At 39.0% G+C, this 23,644-nt stretch carries 16 protein-coding genes and 1 tRNA gene; 7 read left to right on the top strand and 10 right to left on the bottom strand.

Going from position 1 to position 23,644, the window contains the following annotated elements; all coding sequences use genetic code 11:
- Window positions 1-67: 67 nt before the first annotated feature.
- From arcC to GLP24_RS12830, 3 genes are all read right to left on the bottom strand, one after another.
- Entirely contained in the window at window positions 68-982 is a 915-nt protein-coding gene (gene arcC / locus GLP24_RS12840; protein WP_101769253.1) for a carbamate kinase, read from the bottom strand.
- A gap of 63 nt (window positions 983-1,045) precedes the next feature.
- Window positions 1,046-2,266: an arginine deiminase gene (arcA, locus tag GLP24_RS12835; RefSeq protein WP_232616118.1), complete on the bottom strand. Its 1,221-nt coding sequence runs from the start codon at window positions 2,264-2,266 to the stop codon at window positions 1,046-1,048.
- A gap of 727 nt (window positions 2,267-2,993) precedes the next feature.
- Window positions 2,994-4,442, bottom strand: coding sequence for a YfcC family protein (locus tag GLP24_RS12830; protein WP_101769255.1), 1,449 nt, complete (start codon window positions 4,440-4,442; stop codon window positions 2,994-2,996).
- A 539-nt stretch (window positions 4,443-4,981) separates the two neighbouring features.
- Between GLP24_RS12830 and rraB the strand changes: the two genes are divergently transcribed.
- Entirely contained in the window at window positions 4,982-5,380 is a 399-nt protein-coding gene (rraB, locus tag GLP24_RS12825; RefSeq protein ID WP_101769256.1) for a ribonuclease E inhibitor RraB, read from the top strand.
- A gap of 202 nt (window positions 5,381-5,582) precedes the next feature.
- A complete protein-coding gene (locus tag GLP24_RS12820) occupies window positions 5,583-8,018 on the top strand; it encodes a beta-mannosidase (protein ID WP_101769257.1) in 2,436 nt (811 codons plus the stop codon).
- Between the two features lie 107 nt (window positions 8,019-8,125).
- Here GLP24_RS12820 and GLP24_RS12815 read toward each other — a convergent pair whose 3' ends face one another.
- From GLP24_RS12815 to pepA, 4 genes are all read right to left on the bottom strand, one after another.
- Complete coding sequence (locus GLP24_RS12815; protein WP_101769258.1) at window positions 8,126-8,539, bottom strand: DUF2061 domain-containing protein; 414 nt, start codon at window positions 8,537-8,539, stop codon at window positions 8,126-8,128.
- Between the two features lie 195 nt (window positions 8,540-8,734).
- Window positions 8,735-11,596 carry a valine--tRNA ligase gene (locus GLP24_RS12810; RefSeq protein ID WP_232577592.1) on the bottom strand — a complete coding sequence of 954 codons (2,862 nt, stop codon included), beginning with the start codon at window positions 11,594-11,596 and terminating at the stop codon, window positions 8,735-8,737.
- Between the two features lie 38 nt (window positions 11,597-11,634).
- A complete protein-coding gene (locus tag GLP24_RS12805) occupies window positions 11,635-12,075 on the bottom strand; it encodes a DNA polymerase III subunit chi (protein ID WP_101769260.1) in 441 nt (146 codons plus the stop codon).
- A 47-nt stretch (window positions 12,076-12,122) separates the two neighbouring features.
- Window positions 12,123-13,631, bottom strand: coding sequence for a leucyl aminopeptidase (gene pepA / locus GLP24_RS12800; protein WP_101769261.1), 1,509 nt, complete (start codon window positions 13,629-13,631; stop codon window positions 12,123-12,125).
- Window positions 13,632-13,826: 195 nt separating this feature from the next.
- Here pepA and lptF point away from each other — a divergent pair, with 195 nt between their 5' ends.
- Together lptF and lptG are read left to right on the top strand one after the other, a co-directional pair.
- Complete coding sequence (lptF, locus tag GLP24_RS12795) at window positions 13,827-14,927, top strand: LPS export ABC transporter permease LptF (RefSeq protein WP_232576164.1); 1,101 nt, start codon at window positions 13,827-13,829, stop codon at window positions 14,925-14,927.
- On the top strand, window positions 14,927-16,000 hold the full coding sequence (gene lptG / locus GLP24_RS12790; RefSeq protein ID WP_232616117.1) for an LPS export ABC transporter permease LptG: 1,074 nt from the start codon (window positions 14,927-14,929) through the stop codon (window positions 15,998-16,000). Before lptF ends, lptG begins: the two co-directional genes overlap by 1 nt.
- Before the next feature lie 63 nt (window positions 16,001-16,063).
- Here the strand turns inward: lptG and GLP24_RS12785 are convergent, their stop codons facing one another.
- A complete protein-coding gene (locus GLP24_RS12785; RefSeq protein WP_193435470.1) occupies window positions 16,064-16,555 on the bottom strand; it encodes an RDD family protein in 492 nt (163 codons plus the stop codon).
- Window positions 16,556-16,797: 242 nt separating this feature from the next.
- Between GLP24_RS12785 and GLP24_RS12780 the strand changes: the two genes are divergently transcribed.
- From GLP24_RS12780 to GLP24_RS12770, 3 genes are all read left to right on the top strand, one after another.
- Window positions 16,798-16,882 (top strand) — tRNA-Leu (locus tag GLP24_RS12780).
- 511 nt (window positions 16,883-17,393) lie between these two features.
- Complete coding sequence (locus GLP24_RS12775) at window positions 17,394-19,310, top strand: acyltransferase family protein (protein ID WP_232616116.1); 1,917 nt, start codon at window positions 17,394-17,396, stop codon at window positions 19,308-19,310.
- Between the two features lie 586 nt (window positions 19,311-19,896).
- Window positions 19,897-20,760 carry a PA4780 family RIO1-like protein kinase gene (locus tag GLP24_RS12770; protein WP_152653970.1) on the top strand — a complete coding sequence of 288 codons (864 nt, stop codon included), beginning with the start codon at window positions 19,897-19,899 and terminating at the stop codon, window positions 20,758-20,760.
- 94 nt (window positions 20,761-20,854) lie between these two features.
- On the opposite strand, the gene GLP24_RS12765 is transcribed toward GLP24_RS12770, so the two are convergent.
- Window positions 20,855-21,547, bottom strand: a complete 693-nt coding sequence (locus tag GLP24_RS12765) for a 2'-5' RNA ligase family protein (protein ID WP_221944220.1) — start codon at window positions 21,545-21,547, stop codon at window positions 20,855-20,857.
- A gap of 176 nt (window positions 21,548-21,723) precedes the next feature.
- The gene (gene tsgA / locus GLP24_RS12760; RefSeq protein WP_232576166.1) at window positions 21,724-22,911 is read right to left on the bottom strand and encodes an MFS transporter TsgA; all 1,188 of its coding nucleotides are present in this window, start codon (window positions 22,909-22,911) and stop codon (window positions 21,724-21,726) included.
- Window positions 22,912-23,644: the final 733 nt, after the last annotated feature.

Below are 23,644 nucleotides of genomic sequence, written 5' to 3'. Positions count from 1 at the left end.
GTTGCTCAATAATATTAAATGTTAATAATATGTGTATCTTATTTCTTGTTATTTGTGAATAAATATTCTACTTATCCGCGATAATATTTGTTCCAGCTTGGCCTTTTAGAATCTCTAATCCGTCATGTAGCGCGCCGATACCGACAAATTTCCCACCTTGCTTGATAAATTCACATGATGCTTCAATCTTGGGTCCCATCGATCCAGCGTCAAAGCTATACTGTGATAATGCGCGTGGGGTGGTACTGGTGATCGCTTTCTGGGTTGCTTTACCCCAATCGAGATAAACCGCATCAGTATCAGTTAAAATAAGTAACGCATCGGCATTTAATTGCTTGGCGAGATAAGCGGCTGACATGTCTTTATCGATTACTGCTTCGACACCGATAAGTTTGTTGTTTTCACGTTTAACGGGAATACCGCCACCGCCAGTACAAATAACCAAGTGATTGCGTTTAATTAGGGTTTCGATAGCATCGCATTCAATAATTCCAATTGGTTGTGGGCTTGGTACTACACGGCGGAAATATTGACCGTCAGCTTTAACTGTCCATTGAAACTTCTCGGCTAATTCACGCGCTTCAGCTTCTTGATATACAGGGCCAATAGGCTTAGTTGGATCAGCAAATGCTGGGTCTTGCGGATCAACGAGCATTTGAGTAAGCATGCAAGAGACATCTAGCTCTGGTAGTAAATTCTTAAGTTCTTGCATTAAAATGTAGCCGATCATGCCTTGTGTTTCTGATCCCAATACATCTAATGGGTAAGGCATCACTTTTTTATATTCCAATCCTTGAAGTGCCAGTAATCCTACTTGCGGGCCGTTACCATGAACGAGTACGACATTATATTGCAGTGCAATTTCCGCGATGGTTTTTGCCGCTGTCGCAATATTTTGACGTTGAATGCTAGCTTCTAAAGGCTCACCGCGACGTAGTAAGGCATTACCACCTAGGGCAACAACAACTGTTTGTTTCGTCATAGCCGTGTATCTCCTCGTTTATTAGAGGCTGGTCGATAGTCGCACCAGCCCTTTTTTATTGGGTTAAATACCATCACGCTCAATTGGGCAGCTCATGCAGCGTGCGCCGCCACGACCACGACCAAGTTCATCACCAGGGATAGGTAAAACAGTGATGCCTGCTTTATCATATTTTTCATTGGTGTAAGTGTTACGCTCATAACCAATAACCACCCCAGGGCTAACAGTTAACACGTTGTTAGCATCGTTCCATTGTTCACGTTCTGCTTCAAATCCATCACCGCCAGTAGTAACTAGATTAAGTTGATCAACGCCCAAGGCTTTTTCGATAGCGTGAACAAAATAACTTTCTTCTTTAGCTTTAACGTTGCCATAAGCATCGCCCGTTAAGCTCCAGCATTGGACGTCTTTACGAATAACTTCTGGGTAAACAGAGAAGGTATCTTCACGCATATGTGTCATCACGGTATCAAGGTGCATGCATGAACGGTGCTTTGGTAATTCCATTGCAATGACTTGCTTGGCTTGACCGTGTTTAAATAGGCTGGCTGCTAACGCTTCAACCCCTTGTGCTGTGGTGCGTTCTGACATGCCGATTAACACGCTGCCTTTACCTAGCACTAAAACATCACCGCCTTCGATGGTAGATTTGTCATAAGCATTTTGCTCATCGCCAAAGTACTTAATGAAGTCTTGGCCTGCAAAAGTTGGATGCCAACGATAAATTGCCCGTAAATGGTTTGTTTCACGTTGACGTGCTTCTTTTGCCATTGGGTTGATAGAAACACCGCCATACACCCAACATGAGGTATCACGAGTAAATAGATGATTAGGTAATGGCTTGATAATAAAATCACAAGGCGAATGCATTTTTTGCATAATCGATGATGATTGCAGTGGCAATTCTGCGTAACTTAAACCACCTAATAAAATTGAAGCGAGTTCAGTATGCGGAAGGTCAGCCAAGAAACAGCGAATATCATTAGCAAAGGTATCACCAAAACGGTAATTTGATATCTGAGTTGATAGCAACCAATCTTTTGCTTCTGGAATAGCTAATGTTTCGCTTAACATATTTTGTAATAATAAAACTTCAACACCTTGTTGGCGTAAAGTATTAGCAAATACATCATGTTCTTGACCTGCTTTTTCAACAGATAAAACATCATCAAATAATAAATCTTGGCAGTTTGATGGTGTTAGATTATTTAAAGCACGCTCTGGACGATGAATAAGTACGCGGCGTAGTTGACCTATTTCCGAACCCACATAAAAGTTACCCATAATAGTATCCCTCTATTTTTATGCCTATTAATGATGGCTATGTTTAAAGTTACGAAGCGTTAAATAAGTATTGGGTGTTGTTTATGTAATTGATTCTACGTGGTTAGTTTTATTTGTATAAGATCATTATCACACTTTAATTATTAATGACTTAGTTATGCGGTAGTGGTTTTTTACGAAAAATAACAATAAAAAAATAATGATATTTACTGATTTATTATGTAGTTGTCATGTTTTTTTAAGAGAAATGTTGTTTTTATATCATTGTTTTTAAAGTATATTTTATTTTGATATGAAATCTTATGCAGTTTGTTTTTTAAATTAAGTTTTAATCGTGGCGAATATTATTCAAATAAGATGCGTAGATATATTAAATAACAAGTGTTTTTATTTTTTTTATAATGTCTTTAAGTGTTTTTTGTGATGGCTGTTTATTTTGTTATTTTGTTATTTTTTAAATTTAAATATGTTTTAAATTATATTTATTTGATGATTTTAAATATAATTTCTGTTTTATTAGAAGATTAGAAGATTAGAAGATTAGAAGATTAGAAAAATAAATACGTTTTAAAAAATAAGTCTAAGTATTAATTAACGCATAAGATAAATAACTAGGACGTTATTATTATTGCTAATAAATAATGTGACTATATTTATAACAAGTAATAAAAAACCGCCCGTAGGCGGTTTTAATAAAGGATATAGATTTATAGGTTAAATTAGCGTGTTACACTAATATTACGCCAATACTTAAAACCACCATCGTAAATACAATAATAATGCCTAATAATGGTGCGACCCATTTTAGCCAACGGATATAAGGTACGCGTGCGATGGCTAATCCACCCATTACAACAGCTGAAGTTGGTGTGATTAGGTTGACTACGCCAGAAGCAGATTGGTAAGCCGTAACAACGAGTTCGCGTCCGACGCCTGAAAAATCAGCTAATGGAGCCATAATTGGCATGGTCAGCACGGCTAACCCTGAGGTTGATGGAACTAAAAATGACAGTAGTATTTCTAATATATACATCACATTGATAAACACGACCGCTGAAAGTCCGGTAACGATATGCTCGGCTGAGTTTAAAATAGTATCGGTGATCATACCGCGATCCATTATCACCACAATACCGCGCGCAATACCGATAATTAACGCTACTCCAAGCAGATCTCGCGCACCATCAATAAAGCTGGTTGAAAAATCTTCCTCACTCATTCGTGACACGAAGCCAATGAGAATAGAAACGCCAAGGAACATGGCTGATATTTGTGGCATCCACCAACCAGCAATAGCAACCCCATAAATCATTACCGCAAACGATAGTCCAAAGATAGTCAGAATAACTTTACGAGTGGTAGTGAATTCAAGCATTTGGTCCGATTGATTACTTAAAAAATGCACTTTATTTTGTTCATATTGGTCATACACAATTGATTTGGTTTTATCGTCACGCACCATTTTTGCATAACGCATGACATAACCGACACAGATTAACCAACCGACGGTTAGGATGATAATCCGTAACATAATGCCATCAGTGAACGGTATTCCTGCAGCGTTAGAAGCAATAACTGTCGCAAATGGGTTTATTGTCGAGCCCAATGTACCAATACCTGCTCCTAGTAACACCGTTGCCGCGGCGACGAGAGGATCAAACCGTGCCGCCATCATCACAGGTACTAATAAGGTATAAAAAGGTAATGATTCTTCTGCCATACCATAAATGGTACCGCCCGCGGCAAACAGACCCATCAGAATAGGGATCATTAACTCTTCTTTACCATGCAGGCGAGCGGTGACACGCTCAATACCAGCATCAATGGCTCCTGTTTTTGTTACTAGCCCTAAAAATCCACCGATAATTAAGATAAATAATGACACATCAATAGCGGCGGCTTCATAAGATTCATGGTTATAAAAACCATCTATTGGTGCGAGTAATACATCAACAACGCCTTGGGGATTACTCTCAACTGGTTTATAAGTGCCTGTAATTGGAACTTCTTTACCGAGTTCAGCATTCATTTCACGATCGTATTGCCCCGCAGGTACAACCCATGTGAGGGCGGCAACAAAAGCAATTAACATAAATAAAATGGTATAAGCAGAAGGAAATTTTAATTGGGAAAAAAAGCTTTTCTTTTCGGTTTTAATCTCAGAGTGTGTCGTCATGGTTATCTCCTGCACCGTCGGTTAGTGACAACCATAAGGTGTGTTTGTCTGCATGAGTGAGAATGATCACTTATGAAAAAAGAGGGGCACAAACAATAAATGTAACTAATTGAAAAATAGTGCTACTTAATATCACGGTGGTAGATAGGTCATAAATAGTCTCATTGGGCTATGGGGCACAATGATTCTAAAGTGGAATTTGATTACTAACTCAACGATTGTTCACAAATTGTTTGCATTTATATTGAGTGATGAAAGTGCCATTTTAAAACACGGGATATTAGTGTGAAAAAACTGGGTGTCTATGCGAATAATATTACAAAAGATTAATATATAGCGCAGAATTGCGGTTATCGCAGCATAGTCGGTATTATCGTGGTGGAATATTATGCATAGCGATGAGTATATTAGGCGTTGGCGTTAATGACTTAAGTATTGATTAAGATCAATTTAGACTAGGCTTGCGCGTAAGATATGGTAATTGAGTGCAAACCATGCGATATTTGCCAGCAAATTTATTCCATAGGTAGAGTGATACTATGTCTTACGCAGAATTGATTGCAGAGCAAAAAGAAGAAACTCGCGAAATTATTGCCGCGTTACTTGAAGATGGCAGTGAGCCAGAGGCGCTTTATACTATTGAGCACCACTTCTCTGCAGACACATTTGAAGAACTAGAAGCTGCTGCCGCTGAAGCATTTAAACTTGGTTTTAATGTTTTAGAAGCAGAAGAGCTAGAACTTGATCCTGAAGACGGCGGTGGCAAGGTTGTATGTTTTGATGCCGTAATGGAATCAGCTCTAAATGCCGAATTAATTGATGAACAAGCTGAAAAGTTAATGATATTGGCTGAAAAGTACAGCATCGATTATGACGGTTGGGGTACTTATTTCGAGTCAGATGAAGATGATGAAGAAGAGAGTGAAGACGAAGAATAAATCGTCATAACACAACTCTGTTCTAAAAAGCCGGCATTTTGCTGGCTTTTTCTACTTTTTGGCTGTGGTATCAAGCTTTGATATTGATGACATAATAGAAATTTACCCGTGATCACTGTCTGTAATCACAACGCGTGTAAATCTTTCCATTTATCCTCACACATTTAAATAATACTGAATATATTCAGTATTGGAGTGATTGATGACAATCTCACTTAATGGCCAGTGGTTGCTTGCGTGTGTTCAACGTACAGCAATTCAAGACCTTCATATTGATTTGCCGGGTGATGTTCATTCGGCATTATATGCAGCCGGAGAGATCCCTGATCCTTATTGGGCAACCAATGAAAAAAAAGTTCAGTGGGTCGGTGAGTGCGACTGGATTGTCAGCCGCCACTTTGAGTTAACTGCCGAACAACTGACGTGTAATGCCATGGACTTGGTATTAGATCAGCTTGATACGGTAGCTGAAATTCGTATTAATGGTCATACCGTTGCCGATTTTAATAATATGTTCATGCGCCATAAGGTGGATGTATTAAGTTGTTTACAAGTGGGCACTAATCGCATTGAAATTGTGTTACATCGTGCTGATCTAGCCGCTAAAAACCGTGCAGATAAATTACCGTTCCCAGTACCGTGGGCAAAGGGTAATAACCAAATTCCATTTATGAATACGCTGCGTAAACCACAGTTTCATAGTGGTTGGGATTGGAGTATTTGTCTGTCTGTTTTGGGCGTCTATGGTGATATTGTGCTACAGCCAATTGAGCATGTACGTATTAGTCATCTAGAAACTAAACAGAAATGGCACCAGCAAGAATGTGAGTTAGCGGTTACTTTACATTATGAAGTTGTTTCTGAAAAAGGACTGGCTAGTGCGTCGGTTACTTTTGATGGGCAAACCTTTTGTCTTACTCTCGATCGAGAGGCAACCAAAGCCAGTGTTATTTTCCGTATTGATAATCCTCGCCATTGGTGGCCTGCGGGTTATGGTAAGCAGCGGTTATATAAATTAGCGTTAGAAGCTGATGGCGTTGCGATAACTAAACAGATTGGTTTACGCAAGTTAGAATTAGTTACTGAAGATGACGATCATGGCCAAAGTATGGTGGTAATGGTCAATGATGTGCCTATCTCTGTTCGTGGTGCTAACTGGATCCCTCTGGATGCGATGCCTGCACGTATGAGTGAGCAACGTTACCGTAATTTAGTTACTGATGCTGCCGCTGCTAATATGAACATGCTGCGAGTGTGGGGCGGTGGAATGTATGAAAAAGACATTTTTTATAATCTTTGTGATGAATTAGGCTTACTCGTTTGGCAAGATTTGATGTTTGCCAATGCATTGTATCCATCAACCCCTGATTTTATTGCAGAAGTTGAACAAGAAGTTGAATACCAAGTTAGACGCTTAAAAGATCATCCAAGTTTAGTGCTATGGTGCGGTGATAATGAGGTGCTGGGGGCGATTGATCGTGATCCTGAATCGCGTCAGCATCGTGAAAAGCATCTGATTAATTATGATCGGCTTAATCGTGCATTAGCTGACGTCGTTGAACGTGAAGATCCCTCGCGTCGCTTTTGGGCTAGCTCACCGTGTAATGGTGAATTAAATATTATCGATACTTGGCATCATGATCCTCAACGAGGTGATATGCACTGCTGGGATGTATGGGATAGTGGTAAAGAATTTGATTCTTATCTGCAAGTAACCCCCCGTTTTTGCTCAGAATTTGGTTTTCAATCTTGGCCGTCATTACCGACGATAAAGAGTTATTTGCCTGAACAAGATTGGAATATTAGCTCGCCAAGTTTTGAAAGCCATCAAAAAAGCAGTAATGGCAATTCGATCATTACCGAAATGTTTACCCGTTACTTTCGGTTTCCGAATGGGTTTGTCAATATGTTGTATTTATCACAAGTACAACAAGCATTAGCGGTCAAAACAGCGGCTGAATATTGGCGTACTCAAAAACCGACTAATCGTGGCATGCTTTTCTGGCAATTAAATGACTGTTGGCCGGTAAGTTCATGGTCATCATTAGAATACAGCGGCCGGTGGAAACAATTGCATTACCATGCGCGTCGCTTCTTTGCGCCGCAAATTGCTACTTTTACTCGTGATCAACATGGGCTTAAATTACATCTTGTGAATGATGGCCGTAAAAATACCGAGTTAAAAGGTGAAGTGGTATGGCAAAGCTGGGAAGGGGAAATTCTTTATCGTGAGCCGATTGCGCAATATTTAGAAGCTGACTCAACCAAGATCGTATGGGAATGGTTGAATGAAGATTTAGAGGGTCATGAACAAGATGGCTTTTTCCATGTGCATTTGCATAGTGGTCAGCAATTAATTGAAAATACGTGGTTTCCAGCACGCCCTAAATACTGTGAGCTAGCTTGTCCTGATTTACGTTTTGAAGTTGCAGAGCACAATAATGAGATAGTGGTAATGCTAAGTAGCAGTAAACCCGCCTTCTTTGTGCATTTGGAATTTGAAGGCGAAGGGCGATTTGAAGATTCAAGTTTTACGCTTGTGCCTGAGCATCAACGTCAAATTAAATATATTGGTTCAGCGACCTATGCTGAAGTTGCTCAAGGTTTACGGGTTTATCACCTTAAACAAAGTTATTAGTCGCCTGTTTATTAATAAGTAATATTATTAGTAACTCATAATACAAGTAAATAAACCCTGTTTGTTATTGATGTAATGTCATTTAATAAGCAGGGTTTTTTGTCATCTTAATGATGTAAACAAACCATCATTGACATCAATTGTTGAGGCGGATTTTGATGGTGTTGTTTTTTTTGCCACACTCGCTCGTGAAGGTAATAAGCCAAGGTATTAATTGTTGGTTCGATCATCGCCATTGTGCCACCAATCAGTAAATCACCAGTTAGTAAATACACGACAGTAAAAGCGACACTAAAATGCAATATAGCGAAACTGATTGTCTTTTTACTTGGAGAGGAATGTTGGGTTTGAACGAGCTTTTTGGTTTGCCATACTTTCTCATGGAAGTAGAAAGCAACAGTATTGACCATGGGCTCGATTAAAGCGATTAAGCCACCAATCAAAAGGTTTCCCGTTAAGAGAAATGCCAAACTAAAAGCAACGGTAAAATGGATAATGGCAAAACTAAGGGTCTTCTTCATAAGGTTAATCTCATTAATTTGATGTAATGAGTATTACAAACTTAGTTCAATAGGTAAATTCGGTATTTTATATATCACCAATAGTTAAAAGCTATTATTAGTAAGTGTTTTTATCTTCGTCTGAGTGCTATGAATTTTAGAATAAAAAAAACCGACGTCGAAACGTCGGTTTTTATTGATATGATTAACGATTACTTATAGCGCGGCAATAGTTGCTTTTTGCTCGGTAAGTTTAACCAGTGTTTCTTCATAACCCGCTAGTTTTTCACGTTCTTTAGTTATTACGATTTCAGGCGCTTTAGCAACGAAACCTTCGTTACTTAGTTTGCCCGCAGTACGTTTGATTTCGCCTGTCATTTTCGCAATTTCTTTATCTAAACGTGCCAGTTCAGCATCTTTATCAATCAGACCCGCCATTGGGATCATTAACTCAGATTTACCTACAAGCGCTGTTGCACAAGCAGGTGTTGCTTCACCGTCAGCCAATACTTTAACTTCTTCAAGTTTAGCTAGAGATTTAAGTACTGTTAGGTTTGCTTCAACACGAGTTGCATCGTTAGCATCTGCGACTTTCAGCATTACTGATAGTGGCTTGCTTGGCGCGATATCGTATTCTGCACGTAAGTTACGAATACTAGTGATAAATGCTTTAACAAACTCAATGTCAGTAATTGCAGCTTGATTGAATTGCGCTTCATCAAACTGAGGCAATGCCTGATTCATGATGGTTTCACCTTCAACACCGTCAACCAGTGGCTTAACGCTCTGCCAGATTGATTCAGTAATGTAAGGTAATACTGGATGCGCAAGACGTAATGTCTTCTCAAGTACTGTGATTAAGGTATGACGCGTTGCACGTTGTTGTGCTTCAGTGCCTTTCCATAGAACTGGTTTTGTTAGCTCTAGGTACCAGTCACAGAATTGGTTCCAGATGAACTCATAAAGTACACCTGCAGCCATATCGAGACGGAAGTTATCAATGTGAGTATTAAAATCTTTCGCAGCTAGTTGGAATTGTGATTCAATCCACTTGTCAGCCGCTGAGTACTCAAGAACGCTATCGGCAGCAAAACCACAATCTTGATCTTCTGTGTTCATTAGTACGTAACGGCTTGCGTTCCATAGCTTGTTACAGAAGTTACGGTAACCTTCAAGACGCTTCATGTCCCAGTTGATGTCACGGCCAGTCGAAGCCATTGCAGCAAGGGTGAAACGTAGTGCATCGGTGCCGTAAGGTTCAATACCTGCTTCAAATGTCTTACGGGTCGCTTTTTCGATCTTCGCGGCTAGTTGAGGTTGCATCATGTTACCACAACGTTTCTCTACTAGAGACTCAAGATCAATACCATCGATCATGTCGATAGGGTCGATTACGTTACCCTTAGACTTAGACATTTTATCGCCGTTTTCATCACGGATAAGACCGGTTATGTAAACAGTTTTAAACGGTACTTGTGCTTTGCCGTCTTCATCTTTACAGAAGTGCATGGTCATCATGATCATACGCGCAACCCAGAAGAAGATGATGTCAAAACCGGTTACCAACACATCAGATGGGTGGAAGGTTTGAAGATCAGGGGTGTTTTCTGGCCAGCCTTGCGTACCAAATGTCCATAGCGCTGAAGAGAACCATGTATCAAGTACGTCGTTGTCTTGGTTTAGTACCACAACTGGCGCTAGATTGTGTTTCTCACGTACTTCATCTTCGTTACGACCAACGTAAACATTACCGTCGTTATCGTACCAAGCTGGAATGCGGTGACCCCACCAAAGTTGACGAGAAATACACCAATCTTGAATATCACGCATCCAAGAGAAGTACATGTTTTCGTACTGCTTAGGGACAAATTGGATATCACCGTTTTCAACGGCTTGAATCGCAGGTTCAGCTAATGGTGCCGCGCGAACGTACCATTGTGCGGTTAGCATTGGTTCGATAACTACGCCACCACGATCACCATAAGGAATAGTAAGATCGTGATCTTTAATTTCTTCTAGTAGACCAAGCTCGTCAAATTCAGCAACGATAGCTTTACGCGCTGCAAAACGTTCCATACCTTGGTATTTGGCTGGAATCTCAGTGCTGTAAACATCACTTTCTTCACCATTGGTGGTGAATACTTCCGCCGCATCACGAATATCAGCATTGAAAGTTAGGATGTTGATCATCGGTAGGCTATGACGCTTGCCTACTTCGTAGTCATTGAAATCGTGCGCAGGGGTGATTTTTACACAACCTGTACCTTTATCTATGTCCGCATGCTCATCACCTAAAATAGGGATGCGACGGCCAATGATAGGTAGAATGATTTCTTTGCCGATCAGATCTTTGTAACGTGGATCTTCAGGGTTTACTGCAACACCTGTATCACCCAGCATGGTTTCTGGACGGGTTGTTGCAACGACAATGTAGTCTTTACCATCTGCTGTTTGTACACCATCAGCAAGTGGGTAACGGAAGTGCCACATGTGGCCTTTAACATCTTTGTTTTCAACTTCGATGTCAGAGATCGCTGTGTGCAATTTTGGATCCCAGTTAACCAAACGTTTACCACGGTAAAGCAGGTCTTCTTGGTAAAGGCGAACGAAAACTTCTTGAACAGCATTTGATAGACCGTCATCCATCGTGAAGCGCTCACGATCCCAGTCTACTGATGCGCCAAGGCGACGAAGCTGTTTGGTGATAGTGCCACCAGATTCGTTTTTCCATTCCCAGATCTTATCGATGAAAGCATCACGGCCGTAGTCGTGTTTAGTTTTGCCTTCTTCAGCAGCGATCTTACGCTCCACAACCATCTGGGTAGCAATACCTGCGTGGTCTGTACCAACCTGCCATAAGGTATTTTTACCTTTCATACGCTCACAACGGATCAGGGTATCCATAATGGTATCCTGGAACGCGTGGCCCATATGTAGGCTACCTGTGACGTTTGGTGGCGGGATCATAATGCTGTAAGCATCTTTAGATGTATCACCATGAGGCTTAAAGTAACCAGCCTCTTCCCAGCGCTGATAAAGCGCTTGTTCAATTGATTGTGGGTTGTATGTCTTTTCCATAGCGCTCTTAGAAGGATTCTATGTGGATTTAAGGCGTCTCAAGCAGCCGTAGTCGTTATTTGAATACCAGCAAGGCGATAAGCCTTGTAGCGTTCACGAGCTTGCTGCTTGAGCATTTCATCGCAAGGGACAAAGTCTACCACTTGTGCAAAGCTAACCGCAAAATTTGCGACAATTTCGGCTAAATTAATTAATACTGCGCGGTGTCCGCTATAGCGTAAACCGGGCCAACCAATTTCAACCGGTGATCCCCCTCTAGGTCCTTCGCCAATTAAATTATGCGGGACAAAATTATCGGGATCTTGTTGCCATAGATATTCATCTATTTGTTCTGCTTGTTGTTTGTTTGCTGCAAGTAAGAAAACACGGAGTCCCTGACGGTAACTCATGGCTGCGCAATGACAAGCAAAATGGCACTGAAAATCACTATTAGCGCCAGCTTGATTATCATCTAATATATAAAACGTAGCATGAGTCATAAATTATGTCCTAAAAGAAAAGGGCCAAAGGCCCTTTTCTGAATGTCTTATTCGACAATCTCTTGGCCTGCTCGATTGAGAAGAAATTGGACTAACAAGGGCACCGGACGTCCGGTCGAGCCTTTCGCCGCTCCACCTTTCCAAGCCGTACCCGCTATATCAAGGTGAGCCCAATTATATTTCTTAGTAAAGCGAGATAAGAAACAGGCAGCAGTAATAGTGCCTGCACCGGGTGAGCCTAAGTTTGCCATATCAGCAAATGGGCTAGCAATTTGCTCTTGGTACTCATCACTCATCGGTAGACGCCAAGCGCGATCGCCCGCTTGTTCTGACGCATTAATAAGTTCATGTGCTAATGGATTATGGTTGCCCATTAAGCCACTAATATGATGACCAAGCGCCACTACACATGCGCCAGTTAATGTGGCAACATCAACCACACACTCTGGCTCAAAACGTTCAACGTAAGTTAATGCATCACATAATACCAAACGGCCTTCGGCATCGGTATTTAACACTTCAACCGTTTGACCTGACATGGTGGTTAAAATATCACCAGGACGGTAAGCGCCGCCACCAGGCATATTTTCACAACCAGCAAGTACACCGACAACATTAATCGGTAGATTCAGTTTTGCTAACGCTTTCATGGTACCAAATACAGATGCTGCGCCACACATGTCGTATTTCATTTCGTCCATTTGAGCACTAGGCTTGATAGAAATACCGCCTGAATCAAATGTTAAGCCTTTACCGATAAGAACAATGGGTTTGGTGTCTGGATCCGGGTGACCTTTATATTCAATTACTGACATCATAGCTTCATTTTTAGAGCCTTGACCGACAGCAAGGTATGATGTCATACCTAAGGTTGCCATTTCTTGTTCACCAATAATCTTGGTACTCACTGTCTCAAAATCATCTGCTAAACGACGTGCCTGTGAGGCTAAATAAGCAGGATTTGCGACGTTAGGTGGCATATTACCGAGATCTTTACTGGCTTTAACACCAGAAGAGATTGCAAGACCATGCGCAATAGCACGTTCGCCTAAAGAAAGCTCACGGCGAGTGGGTACATTAAAAACTAATTTGCGTAGTGGACGTCGCGTCTCTGGCTTGTTACTTTTAAACTGATCAAAGGTATAAAGGCTATCTTTGGTTGTTTCTACTGCTTGACGTACTTTCCAGTAGGTATCACGGCCTTTAACATGCAGCTCTGTTAGGAAGCAAACGGCTTCCATTGAACCTGTTTCATTGAGCGTGCTGATGGTTTTTTTGATGATTTGCTTATACTGACGTTCATCAAGTTCACGCTCTTTACCACAACCAACAAGTAATACTCGTTCTGACAATACGTTTGGAACATGATGTAATAACAACATCTGTCCTGGTTTACCTTCAAGGTCGCCACGACGTAATAATGAGCTAATATAGCCATCACTAATTTTGTCTAGCTGTTCCGCGATTGGAGAGAGACGACGTGGTTCAAATACGCCCACGACAATACACGCACTGCGCTGTTTTTCGGGGCTACCGCTTTTGACACTGAACTCCATGCGTACTCCTAACATCCTATAAAGACAATTAACGCTAAATGTTAGATAATACCACACTTGCTTGCTCTGCCGAGATTTCGGTATAGGCTTAAAAGCGTGGACTTACATTCAGCCGAAAGATAAAAAAATAACTAATTTAACCAAAAACTATAGTGATTCCATCAAAAAAACAAGTTTTCTATGGGAATATAACGCGTGATTATTGTTAGGTATTTGACGAGAGAGACAGTAAAAAGCCAATTAGCAGTACTTTTTGTGCTTTTTCTTGTCTTTATTAGCCAAAAGTTCATTCGCATTTTAGCACAAGCGACTGATGGTTCGATCCCGAGTGATCTCATCATTACTTTAATGGGGCTTTCTATTCCAGCAATGGCATTGCTGATGTTACCACTGAGTTTATATATTGGTATTTTGCTAACTTTTGGGCGTTTATACGCTGAAAGTGAAATTACTGTTATGAGTGCTACCGGTATGGGGAATAAGTTTCTTATTCGTGCGGCATTAGCGTTAGCTTTAATTACGGGCTCTATAGCAACGGCCAATGCATTATGGGTTGCACCATGGGCTCAATATAAAATTGAACAAATTACAGACCAAGCTAAAGCTGATCCAGGTTTAAATATGTTGGTTAAAGGCACCTTCCAAATGGCGCCCAATGGATCAGGCGTGGTATTTGTTAATAACATTACCGATAAAGGCTCCAAATTACATAATGTGTTTATTGCTCAATTAAAAGCCCAAGATACATTGCAGCCTAGTGTTATGGTGGCAAAAAAAGGTTTTGTTACCGAGCTGGCAGATGGTCGCCAAATGTTAGATTTACAGCAAGGTACTCGTTATGAAGGTGTACCAACGCAGCTTAATTATGGGATTACCCATTTTGATGATTACCAAGCGTTAATTGGGCAACGTAAAGTAAAACAAAGTGATCGTGATTGGGAAGCGAAAACGACCGCTGAATTATTAAAAGATCCAAGTTTAGCTGCAACAGCAGAAATGCAATGGCGGTTATCGTTAATTTTGTGTATTCCATTATTGGTGATGATTGTGGTGCCGTTGTCGGCTGTTAACCCACGCCAAGGTCGATTTGCGAAATTAGCGCCGGCAGTATTAATTTATTTAGCGTATTTCTTAGCAATATCATCCGCAAAATCTGCGATTGAAGATGGTTTTATTCCTGGGTGGATGGGAATGTGGCCGATTAATATTGGCGCACTATTGATTGCGATAGGTTTAAATAGCTGGGACAGCTTACCGGTTCGACGCATTAAAGATAAATTACGGAGACGCGGTTAATGTTTAAAATTCTCGACTGGTATATTGGCCGAACTATTATCACAACATCAGCATTAACCTTATCAACCTTGGTGGGGCTTTCTGCCATTATTAAGTATGTTGAGCAGCTACGTAAAGTCGGTCAAGGTAGTTATGATTTACTGAAAGCATTGTATTTTGTGTTGTTATCGATGCCACAAGATATCGTTACATTTTTTCCTATGGCAGTATTACTCGGCGCATTAATTGGCTTAGGTATGTTAGCTTCAAGCTCTGAGTTGGTGGTGATGCAAGCAGCAGGTTTTTCTAAGCTAGATATTGGTTTATCTACTCTGAAAACCGCAGTGCCATTAATGATCATTGTGACTTTATTAGGGCAGTGGGGTGCACCACAGGCACAAAAATCAGCCCGAGAGTTACGTGCGTTATGGACCAGTGGCGGCAGTATGTTATCGGTTCAAAGTGGTGTGTGGGCAAAAGATGATAATGACTTTATTTATCTTGGCCGCGTGCATGATAAAAATCAGATTGATGTGGTAAATATTTGGCAATTTAATGGCCAAGATAAACTACTTGATGTGTTATCAGCAAAAACGGCAACTTATGACGCGAAGCTTGGCTGGACGATGCAGAATGTTACTGTGACCGATATGACTAATCCTGCCAAGATTACAAATATTCATTACGATACCAAAAAATGGCAAACGACTTTAACTCCTGATAAGTTAGCGGTCGTTACTGTAAAACCAGAAGAGTTATCACTTTCTGGATTATATGATTATGTTGGTTATCTGAAAGAATCTAAGCAAGATGCAATGCGTTATGAACTCGCATTTTGGCGAAAAGCACTGCAACCCGTATCCATTGCGGTAATGATGTTATTAGCATTATCATTTGTCTTTGGGCCGTTACGTTCGGTGACGATGGGTGCTCGGGTGTTATCTGGGGTTATTTTTGGATTTGCATTTTATATCTCTAATGAAGTGTTTGGACCGATGAGCTTAGTCTATAATTTACCTCCGATAGTCGGTGCGCTTGCACCAAGTCTGGTGTTTTTAGCCATTACTATTTATTTACTCCGACGTAAATTATAGCGATTAAAAAAGGAGCCTAATGGCTCCTTTTTTATTGGGATACTTTTTTATCATGAGTACATTCTAGTGTACTTTTTCAGTCACGATCATTTCGCATTCCGCCATGATATCTTGCATTGAACGGCGCGTATTATTAAATGCCATCAAGTTACCTAAACCAAATGCTGAGGTGGCAATTCGAATAAGCGCCTGAGTGATTTTAATGCGAGATCCATCCGTATTTTGAAGTTTTAGTTTCCATGCGCGCATGCCTAATGTTTGTCCTGCTTGAGTCCAAAAATAACTATAAAAACCAATAATAATAATTGCAAGATAGGCACTATATAATGTGCTTGCGGTTGGATTTGATATTAAGTAATTACTGGCGTCTTGGTAGTTACCTAACGTTAGTACACCAACATGAAGGAGTGCCGCCACCATTGCCATCGCAAGCGATCCTGCAACCATTAAAATCGCCACGACGATAAGCATATCGTAGAACCAAGCCCCTAAACGACGAAACAAGTTTGGGTATTGGTGTGAAGGTATTGCATGTTGTGGTTTGGTTTTCTTCATGATGGTTCCGATATCAATGATAGTTGAATAAATCCTTATAGTGGCAGTGTAGCAGTAAACGAAATTTAGATGAATGAACTAAATTGCTACAAAATATATTCATGGATCACATTACATAGTGGTTTGATTATCATCAATAAAATTATTTCAGATTAAAAAAACAACGCCTGAGTCTTTATTCGAAAAATGTTCTCGATTATTGCTTGCACATCAACGTGATATACGTATAATGACCGCCATAAGCCCGAGTGGTGAAATTGGTATACACGACGGATTCAAAATCCGTTTCCTTCGGGAGTGTCGGTTCAAGTCCGACCTCGGGCACCAAATTTCAGAAAAAAGCCTCAATCGCAAGATTGAGGCTTTTTTTGTGTCTCATCTCCATGCTAAATTTCTTAAGTTCGCTTTTCACCTTGTCATCAATCAAAGGAAAGCGGGTTTAAGTCCCCAAGTTATATTTATTCCTACTTCATTACACACCATATTCAACCTCTGGTTCATATCCCGTATTTAACGGGCGATTTTCTGCACCTGTCATTTGCTAACACCGTTAAGGCTTTCTGGTACGGCTGAGAAATTGGCTGGCTGAAAAGTTGAGACCTTACCGAAAGTGTAGGATTAAGAACGGAATAAATCTGATGATATTCTTCATCTACATTAATGGTTGTCGTGTATGAGATGATGAGCTTTAGTGAGTTTGTGATGCGGAATTTCTTGGAGATACGTAATACGTTAGGTGCGGTAAGTGGATATTTCTCATAATTATAGATTATTGTCACATTTTTGTTTTTACAGTATTCTGTGTCATTAAAAAGTTGAGTTATTCTTGGTGGGATATATGAAATTTAGAACTGATATAAATGGCTTGAGGGCACTTGCTGTCATAGCCGTTGTTTTATTCCATTTTAACCCATTGTGGGTTCCTGGTGGCTTTGCTGGGGTTGATGTTTTCTTTGTGATTTCTGGTTTTTTAATGACTGGACTCATATTCCGTGGGCTAGAGAACAATAACTTTTCTATTATTAATTTCTATGTTGCCCGTGCTAATCGTATTATTCCTGCGCTATCTGTTGTCTGTTTAGTATTGTTGGTATTTGGTTGGTTTTATCTAAGACCACTAGATTATCTAGCATTAGGTAAACATGTTGCGAGTAGCATAGGATTCTTATCGAATATAATTTATTGGAGTGAGTCTGGTTATTTTGACGCATCATCGCATAGTAAGTGGTTGCTTCATACATGGTCTTTATCTGTAGAGTGGCAGTTTTATATTATTTATCCAGTGGTATTGGTGCTATTAAAGAAATGCATGTCATTCACTAATATTAAGCGTTTGCTTGTTGTTAGTACTGTGATTGGCTTTATTTTTAGTGTTTATATGACATCTCGTTGGCCTGATATGTCTTACTTCTCTTTTCCTACTCGAGCATGGGAAATGATGATGGGTGGGCTTGCATTCCTTTATCCATTACAGAACCTTAAAGATACAAGTAAAAAGTATCTTGAGTGGATTGGTGTTACGTTAATTTTAGCTTCGTATATGCTTATATCTAAAGATAACTTGTGGCCTGGATACTTGGCGTTAATTCCAGTGCTTGGTGCTTATTTAGTTATTCTTGCTAACCGTAGCGGTAGCGTGATTACTGATAACATTGTGATGCAGAAAGTAGGTTTATGGTCTTACTCTATTTACCTATGGCATTGGCCTGTTGTTGTATTTGGCTATTACTTTGAAATGCAGTATTGGGAATGGATTGGTATTCCTATATCTGTTGTATTGGGTTTCTTTAGTTATAAATTTATTGAAAGCATTAAGTTTCCGGCGTTATCAAGTATTTCATTTAAGTCAATAGCTACGTTTAAACCATTGTGGATGGTGGTGAGTCTTGGATTAATTGGTAGTATTTTATTTGTAAATATTACCAATAAGATAAACGCTATACCTGATATTAATAAATATAATATGGCAAGTAAGGCTGAAGGCTTTTGTTTTGGTTCTCCAGGTTCTGGGGTGTCATCTGTTGACTACCTAACATGCCAAATAGGTAAAAAATCTAATGATCCTAAAATATTATTATTTGGTGATTCATTTGCAGGGCAATATGAACCAACTTTATCCATATTAGGGAAAAAGAATAATATTGGTATATTATCTATAACGACAAATTCTTGTTTTCCTTCTTTTACAAAAAATTTCCACTACCCTAAAAGTCATGTTGGATATAGTCAGTGTATGCTGAATAGGCAATTTGTAGAACAGAATTATAAAAAGTACAAGTTGATCTTTATTTCTGGTCGTTGGGACGAGTTTTTTAAGGATGGGCATGAATATTCAAATGATACGATTAATATGATTAATAAAATCACAAGTGATGGTGTTAAGGTCGTATATTTACCTTCCCCTACAATTATTAAGGGAAATATAACGAGTGATTATATTTCATCTATCATTAGTGGTGATTTTTTTACAAAAGAAATGATTAACCATAGAAAAGATATTATTAAGAATAAATACGAACAAAAAATAGAGATGAAGTTACGATTATTATCTAAAACTAATGATAACTTTATATATATATCAAAATCAGAATTATATAAAAATGATTTTTTCATTCAGAATGGAAAATTAATACCTTATAGTTCTGAAGGTGGACATATATCTATTTTAGGTGCAGAAGCATTAGCTAATGAAATTCTTGATATGAAGAAAAAATGTAAAATTATGCAATTATTAGAGCAATCTACAGGTAGATAATAACTGCACGGTGTTAGCCATAATATGATTTTTTGGTTGCAAGAGTAGCTGATAATGTGTTGTCGGCTAACATAACTGAGGTTGTGATTGCAGATATCGGGTAAGGTAGATTGATATGCGGTTACTCTAAGAAACTCAAAATCCGTTTCCTTCGGGAGTGTCGGTTCAGGTCCGACATCGGGCACCAAATTTCAGGAAAAAGCCTCAATCTCAAGATTGAGGCTTTTTTTGTGTCTCATCTCCATGCTAAATTTCTTAAGTTCGCTTTTCACCTTGTCATCAATCAAAGGAAAGCGGGTTTAAGTCCCCAAGTTATTCCTTTTCTGATTATCTTTATTTATTGATTAAATTTAAAAATGTGACTATAGCGGTTGTCGTTAAATTAATAACCAACACTTTTTGTTTTATGTTATTGTTTTTAAAGCAATATATTATATATTTAAGCTCGTTTTTTTCTGAGCTGGTTTTATAGTTAGCGGGTCAGCTAATAAATAACCACTCATCAATACTTGTTAAAAATTTTCAGCTAGCGATAATGCGATATTATAAATAAGTATATTCCCAGTTACTGACAAATGTAGGTGTAATGAAGATTCCTCCACGATTACAACCCCTCGTTGAAGATGGTCTTGTTGATGACGTTTTATCTCAACTGATGAGCGGTAAAGAAGCCTCTGTGTATGTTGTTCGCAGTGGTGGCAAAATTTGTTGTGCCAAAGTCTATAAAGAAATTGATCAACGTAGCTTTAAAAAAGCGGTGACTTACCGTGAAGGGCGAAAAGTACGTAATAGTCGTCGTGCTCGAGCCATGGAAAAAGGCTCTAAATTTGGCCGTGATGAACAAGAAAAAGTGTGGCAGCAGGCAGAAGTTGATGCTTTATCATTATTGCTAAAAGCTGATGTGCGTGCTCCTATTCCTTATGGCTGTTTTGATGGCGTATTGTTAATGGAATTGATCACCGATGAGGATGGTGCTGTCGCGCCTCGTCTAAATGATATTACATTAACCAAAGAAGAAGCCTTACGAGATCATGCGTTAATGATAAAATATATCAAGCGTATGTTATGTATTGGTCTTATTCATGGTGATTTATCTGAATTTAATGTGTTAGTGGACGGGCACGGTCCGGTGATTATTGACTTACCTCAAGCGGTTGATGCTTCAGCAAATAATAATGCTAAGTGGATGTTTGAGCGTGATGTGAATAACATGGCTAATTATTATGGTTGTTATGCACCAGAGTTACTTGAAACGCAATATGGCAAAGAAATGTGGGCATTATTTCAAGCGGGTACACTAACGCCTGAGACCGAATTAACGGGTGTTTATATTGAAAGCGAAGTTGATGCTGATATTGATGGCCTAATGGCAGAAATTAATGCGGTTATGGCTGAGGCTGAATTACGTCGTGCTCGATTAATGGGTATTGATGAAGAAGAAAGTGAGTAGTCACTCTTATGATGTAGCTTTAGAATAGCTAATGTAGAGTAGAGTGGTGCCACCTAGAAAGCCTCAATCTTTGGTTGAGGCTTTTTTATGTGTACTATTTAGTAAAAGAATAATGAGCAATAACCGCTTTGGTTTGACCATTATTATTAACTGCTGCGATCCCAATCCCTAGTGCTTTAAAATTTACAGGGTGAAATTTATCACCGTAATTTGTCATAAACTGGGTGAGTTTTTGATGATCCGTTTGTGGCAGTAAAGTGATATGAGGTTCAAAGTTAGTGAATACATTTGGACTCCCGTAACGTTGGAATGCTGCCAGTTTTTCTGGGTAGTGACTAACCCATGTTGGTACTTTAGGATCCATTGCACGCAGTGGTGCGATAGTTATTGCGGCTGTGTCAGCTAAGCGCTGGAGTTCTGGAGTATTACTGACCTTAAGCATCAGCCAATCTCCTTTAGTCGACTCAATATTGCTAAGTGTTAAATTAAAACTGTGCCACTGGGTCGCAAGTTGTTGGGCTTGTTGTTTCAGTGATTTGAGGTTTTGGGTCGGATATTCGGTTAAATAAAGGGTGATATGGGGTAGGTAACCTTGGCTATAAAGAGACGATAAGTGTTGTTTTTTTAGTTGGTGACTGATCGTTGAAACTGTTTTATCAACATTATGGCTCGGGATCAGAAACAGGTTATAACTGGTTGTGGGTGATGCAAGTGATGGTAAAGGGGTAGCAATAACTGCGGGACTAATACAGAGGCATGTTAAGGCTAATAGATGTTGTTTAAACATTTCAATATGCTGCTTTAAAGTCAGTGATACGGCACTTTATACCTTTTTAGAATGATATTTTGTTAGAGTGATAACAATAATCAACGAATAAATAAAAGCAGAGGTGTTTCTACTTTTTATTGAGTTATAAAAAAGCCTCACTTTGAAGTGAGGCTTTTTATTGAGTGGTGTTTTAATTAGTGACCATTGTGGCCATTGATTCGGTGTTTCGTAACAAAACCAACCAATACACACATAACAAACACAGCAGCATAAAGAGCATTCGCGGTAACTAAAGCAGCATGTGTGCCATAGTTTTTAACGATAGGGCTCGTTACCACGAAAGTTAACATTGTACCAATTGTGCCGCATAGCAGAATAAAGTTAACCAATTTTGGTGAGGATACTTTAGTTTGCTGTGAGCCTAAGGTAATAATAGTGGTATAAATTGCACTACTGATAAAGCCAAGTGCTGAAATTATGTAGATAAGATTATGTGGGTCAGTATCTTTATTAAATAGATACATTAGTACTGTTGCCAAGCCTGATAAAACAACCACAAAATAATGAAGGTCGAATTTCTTTAGCAAGACACTGAAAATCCACATACCAATCATATAAGCACCCCAGAAGTAACTTACTAATTGGCTTGCACTACTAATAGATAAGCCTAATTTGTTAGTTGCGTATTCAGGGATCCAAGAAATAAAGCCAAGTTGACCTAAGATGTAACATAAAGCTGCAATCGCTAAGAATAGAACACCCAATCCCCATTTTTCTTTTGGTTCATTGGTTGCCGTTTCTTGAGGTGCGTCTTTTCCTAATACAGGGAATGTAGACATCAAAGTTAAGATGAAAATAGCAAGGTAGATAATACCAATTGCAGCGTAGACCCAATACCATTGCATATGATGTGCTAATACTGCTGCAGAAATGATAGGGAAAACCATACCTGCCATACTGAAAAATGAATCAGTAAATAGCAAACGTGAACCTCGTTCTTTACCATCATAAATATGAGTGATTAAGTAAGTACCAATCGACATGGTGATACCACTGACAACACCAAGAACGAACATACAGCCAGAGAAAATAGCAATATTATGACCAAAAATAAGGCCAAGGATTGCTAATAACATAAGAATGAAACCAAAAATGAGCTGACGTTTTAGTGGAACAATTTCCATTAACCAGACATTAAGGAAAATAGAAATTAAAATACCAGTATTAAGGAAAGTGAATGTGTTGCTCATGCTTGATATTGGTAAATCAAAATATTTAGCAATATCTCCCATAACGATACCGGTAACGATAATCAGAGATCCAGTTAGGGCATAGGATAAGAAACTTATCCACGTCAGAAGAATGCGATTCTGGTTTGTCATAGCAAATCCTGTATAACTTTCGATTATAATTAAAGAGGCAAATGAAATGCCAATTAATGAAAGGGCTGAATCCTAACATAAGGATTAGCTGTATTTGTGATATATCTCACTATTATATGGCATGGGGGAATTTATCATACCGATAAGATATGAATAATCATGATTTATAAGCTGAATTTTTATTACTATTTGTTTTTATTGTTTTTATTTTTGTGTGAATTTAAGTTTTTTAACAATATTTTGTCGTTATTTATGTTTTGTTGCTCTTATTTGTAAATATCTTGATATTTTTGTTCTATCTATAGGGTTTTAATTCTCCTTCATTACAAGGAGGTCGATTACTATTGATTAGTATAAAGATATAAAACATGCCAGTTAGTGATGCATTTTGAATCTAATTTAAACTATTTGGTCACTGTCTATACTTGGTTGCATTTTTTTTGAGAATTAAGGTAATTAATACTTGCTAATGTGATCTAAGTCTCTATAATTCGACCTCACTGACACGGAGCAAGCCATTGGCTAGCAACGAAATCAGTATGTTCTTTAACAATTTGACCATGCAATCTGTGTGGGCACTCACTGAATAGTTAAGTCGAAAGATTTATCAATAAACTGAGTGACCAATACAAAATAGCCCAATCTATTTATAGAGAAGATTATTTTGGCACAGTTATTTAATTATCATTCTTTGAATGATAAAAAGCTTTAAAATTACATTCTTTATTTATAA

This window comes from Photobacterium carnosum (assembly GCF_021236965.1).
Classification (GTDB): Bacteria; Pseudomonadota; Gammaproteobacteria; order Enterobacterales; family Vibrionaceae; genus Photobacterium; species Photobacterium carnosum.
Note: the sequence above shows the minus strand (reverse complement) of the source record. Positions and strands in the feature narration are given on the sequence as shown.

Excerpts from the sequence above, each read along its gene's own strand:
- pepA (WP_101769261.1), bottom strand. The coding sequence starts at position 13,631 with ATGGAGTTCAGTGTCAAAAGCGGTAGCCCCGAAAAACAGCGCAGTGCG.
- tsgA (WP_232576166.1), bottom strand. The coding sequence starts at position 22,911 with ATGACAAACCAGAATCGCATTCTTCTGACGTGGATAAGTTTCTTATCC.
- lptG (WP_232616117.1), top strand. The coding sequence starts at position 14,927 with ATGTTTAAAATTCTCGACTGGTATATTGGCCGAACTATTATCACAACA.
- GLP24_RS12820 (WP_101769257.1), top strand. The coding sequence starts at position 5,583 with ATGACAATCTCACTTAATGGCCAGTGGTTGCTTGCGTGTGTTCAACGT.
- GLP24_RS12810 (WP_232577592.1), bottom strand. The coding sequence starts at position 11,596 with ATGGAAAAGACATACAACCCACAATCAATTGAACAAGCGCTTTATCAG.
- arcC (WP_101769253.1), bottom strand. The coding sequence starts at position 982 with ATGACGAAACAAACAGTTGTTGTTGCCCTAGGTGGTAATGCCTTACTA.
- arcA (WP_232616118.1), bottom strand. The coding sequence starts at position 2,266 with ATGGGTAACTTTTATGTGGGTTCGGAAATAGGTCAACTACGCCGCGTA.
- GLP24_RS12770 (WP_152653970.1), top strand. The coding sequence starts at position 19,897 with ATGAAGATTCCTCCACGATTACAACCCCTCGTTGAAGATGGTCTTGTT.
- GLP24_RS12765 (WP_221944220.1), bottom strand. The coding sequence starts at position 21,547 with ATGTTTAAACAACATCTATTAGCCTTAACATGCCTCTGTATTAGTCCC.
- GLP24_RS12830 (WP_101769255.1), bottom strand. The coding sequence starts at position 4,442 with ATGACGACACACTCTGAGATTAAAACCGAAAAGAAAAGCTTTTTTTCC.
- GLP24_RS12775 (WP_232616116.1), top strand. The coding sequence starts at position 17,394 with ATGAAATTTAGAACTGATATAAATGGCTTGAGGGCACTTGCTGTCATA.
- GLP24_RS12785 (WP_193435470.1), bottom strand. The coding sequence starts at position 16,555 with ATGAAGAAAACCAAACCACAACATGCAATACCTTCACACCAATACCCA.
- GLP24_RS12805 (WP_101769260.1), bottom strand. The coding sequence starts at position 12,075 with ATGACTCATGCTACGTTTTATATATTAGATGATAATCAAGCTGGCGCT.
- GLP24_RS12815 (WP_101769258.1), bottom strand. The coding sequence starts at position 8,539 with ATGAAGAAGACCCTTAGTTTTGCCATTATCCATTTTACCGTTGCTTTT.
- rraB (WP_101769256.1), top strand. The coding sequence starts at position 4,982 with ATGTCTTACGCAGAATTGATTGCAGAGCAAAAAGAAGAAACTCGCGAA.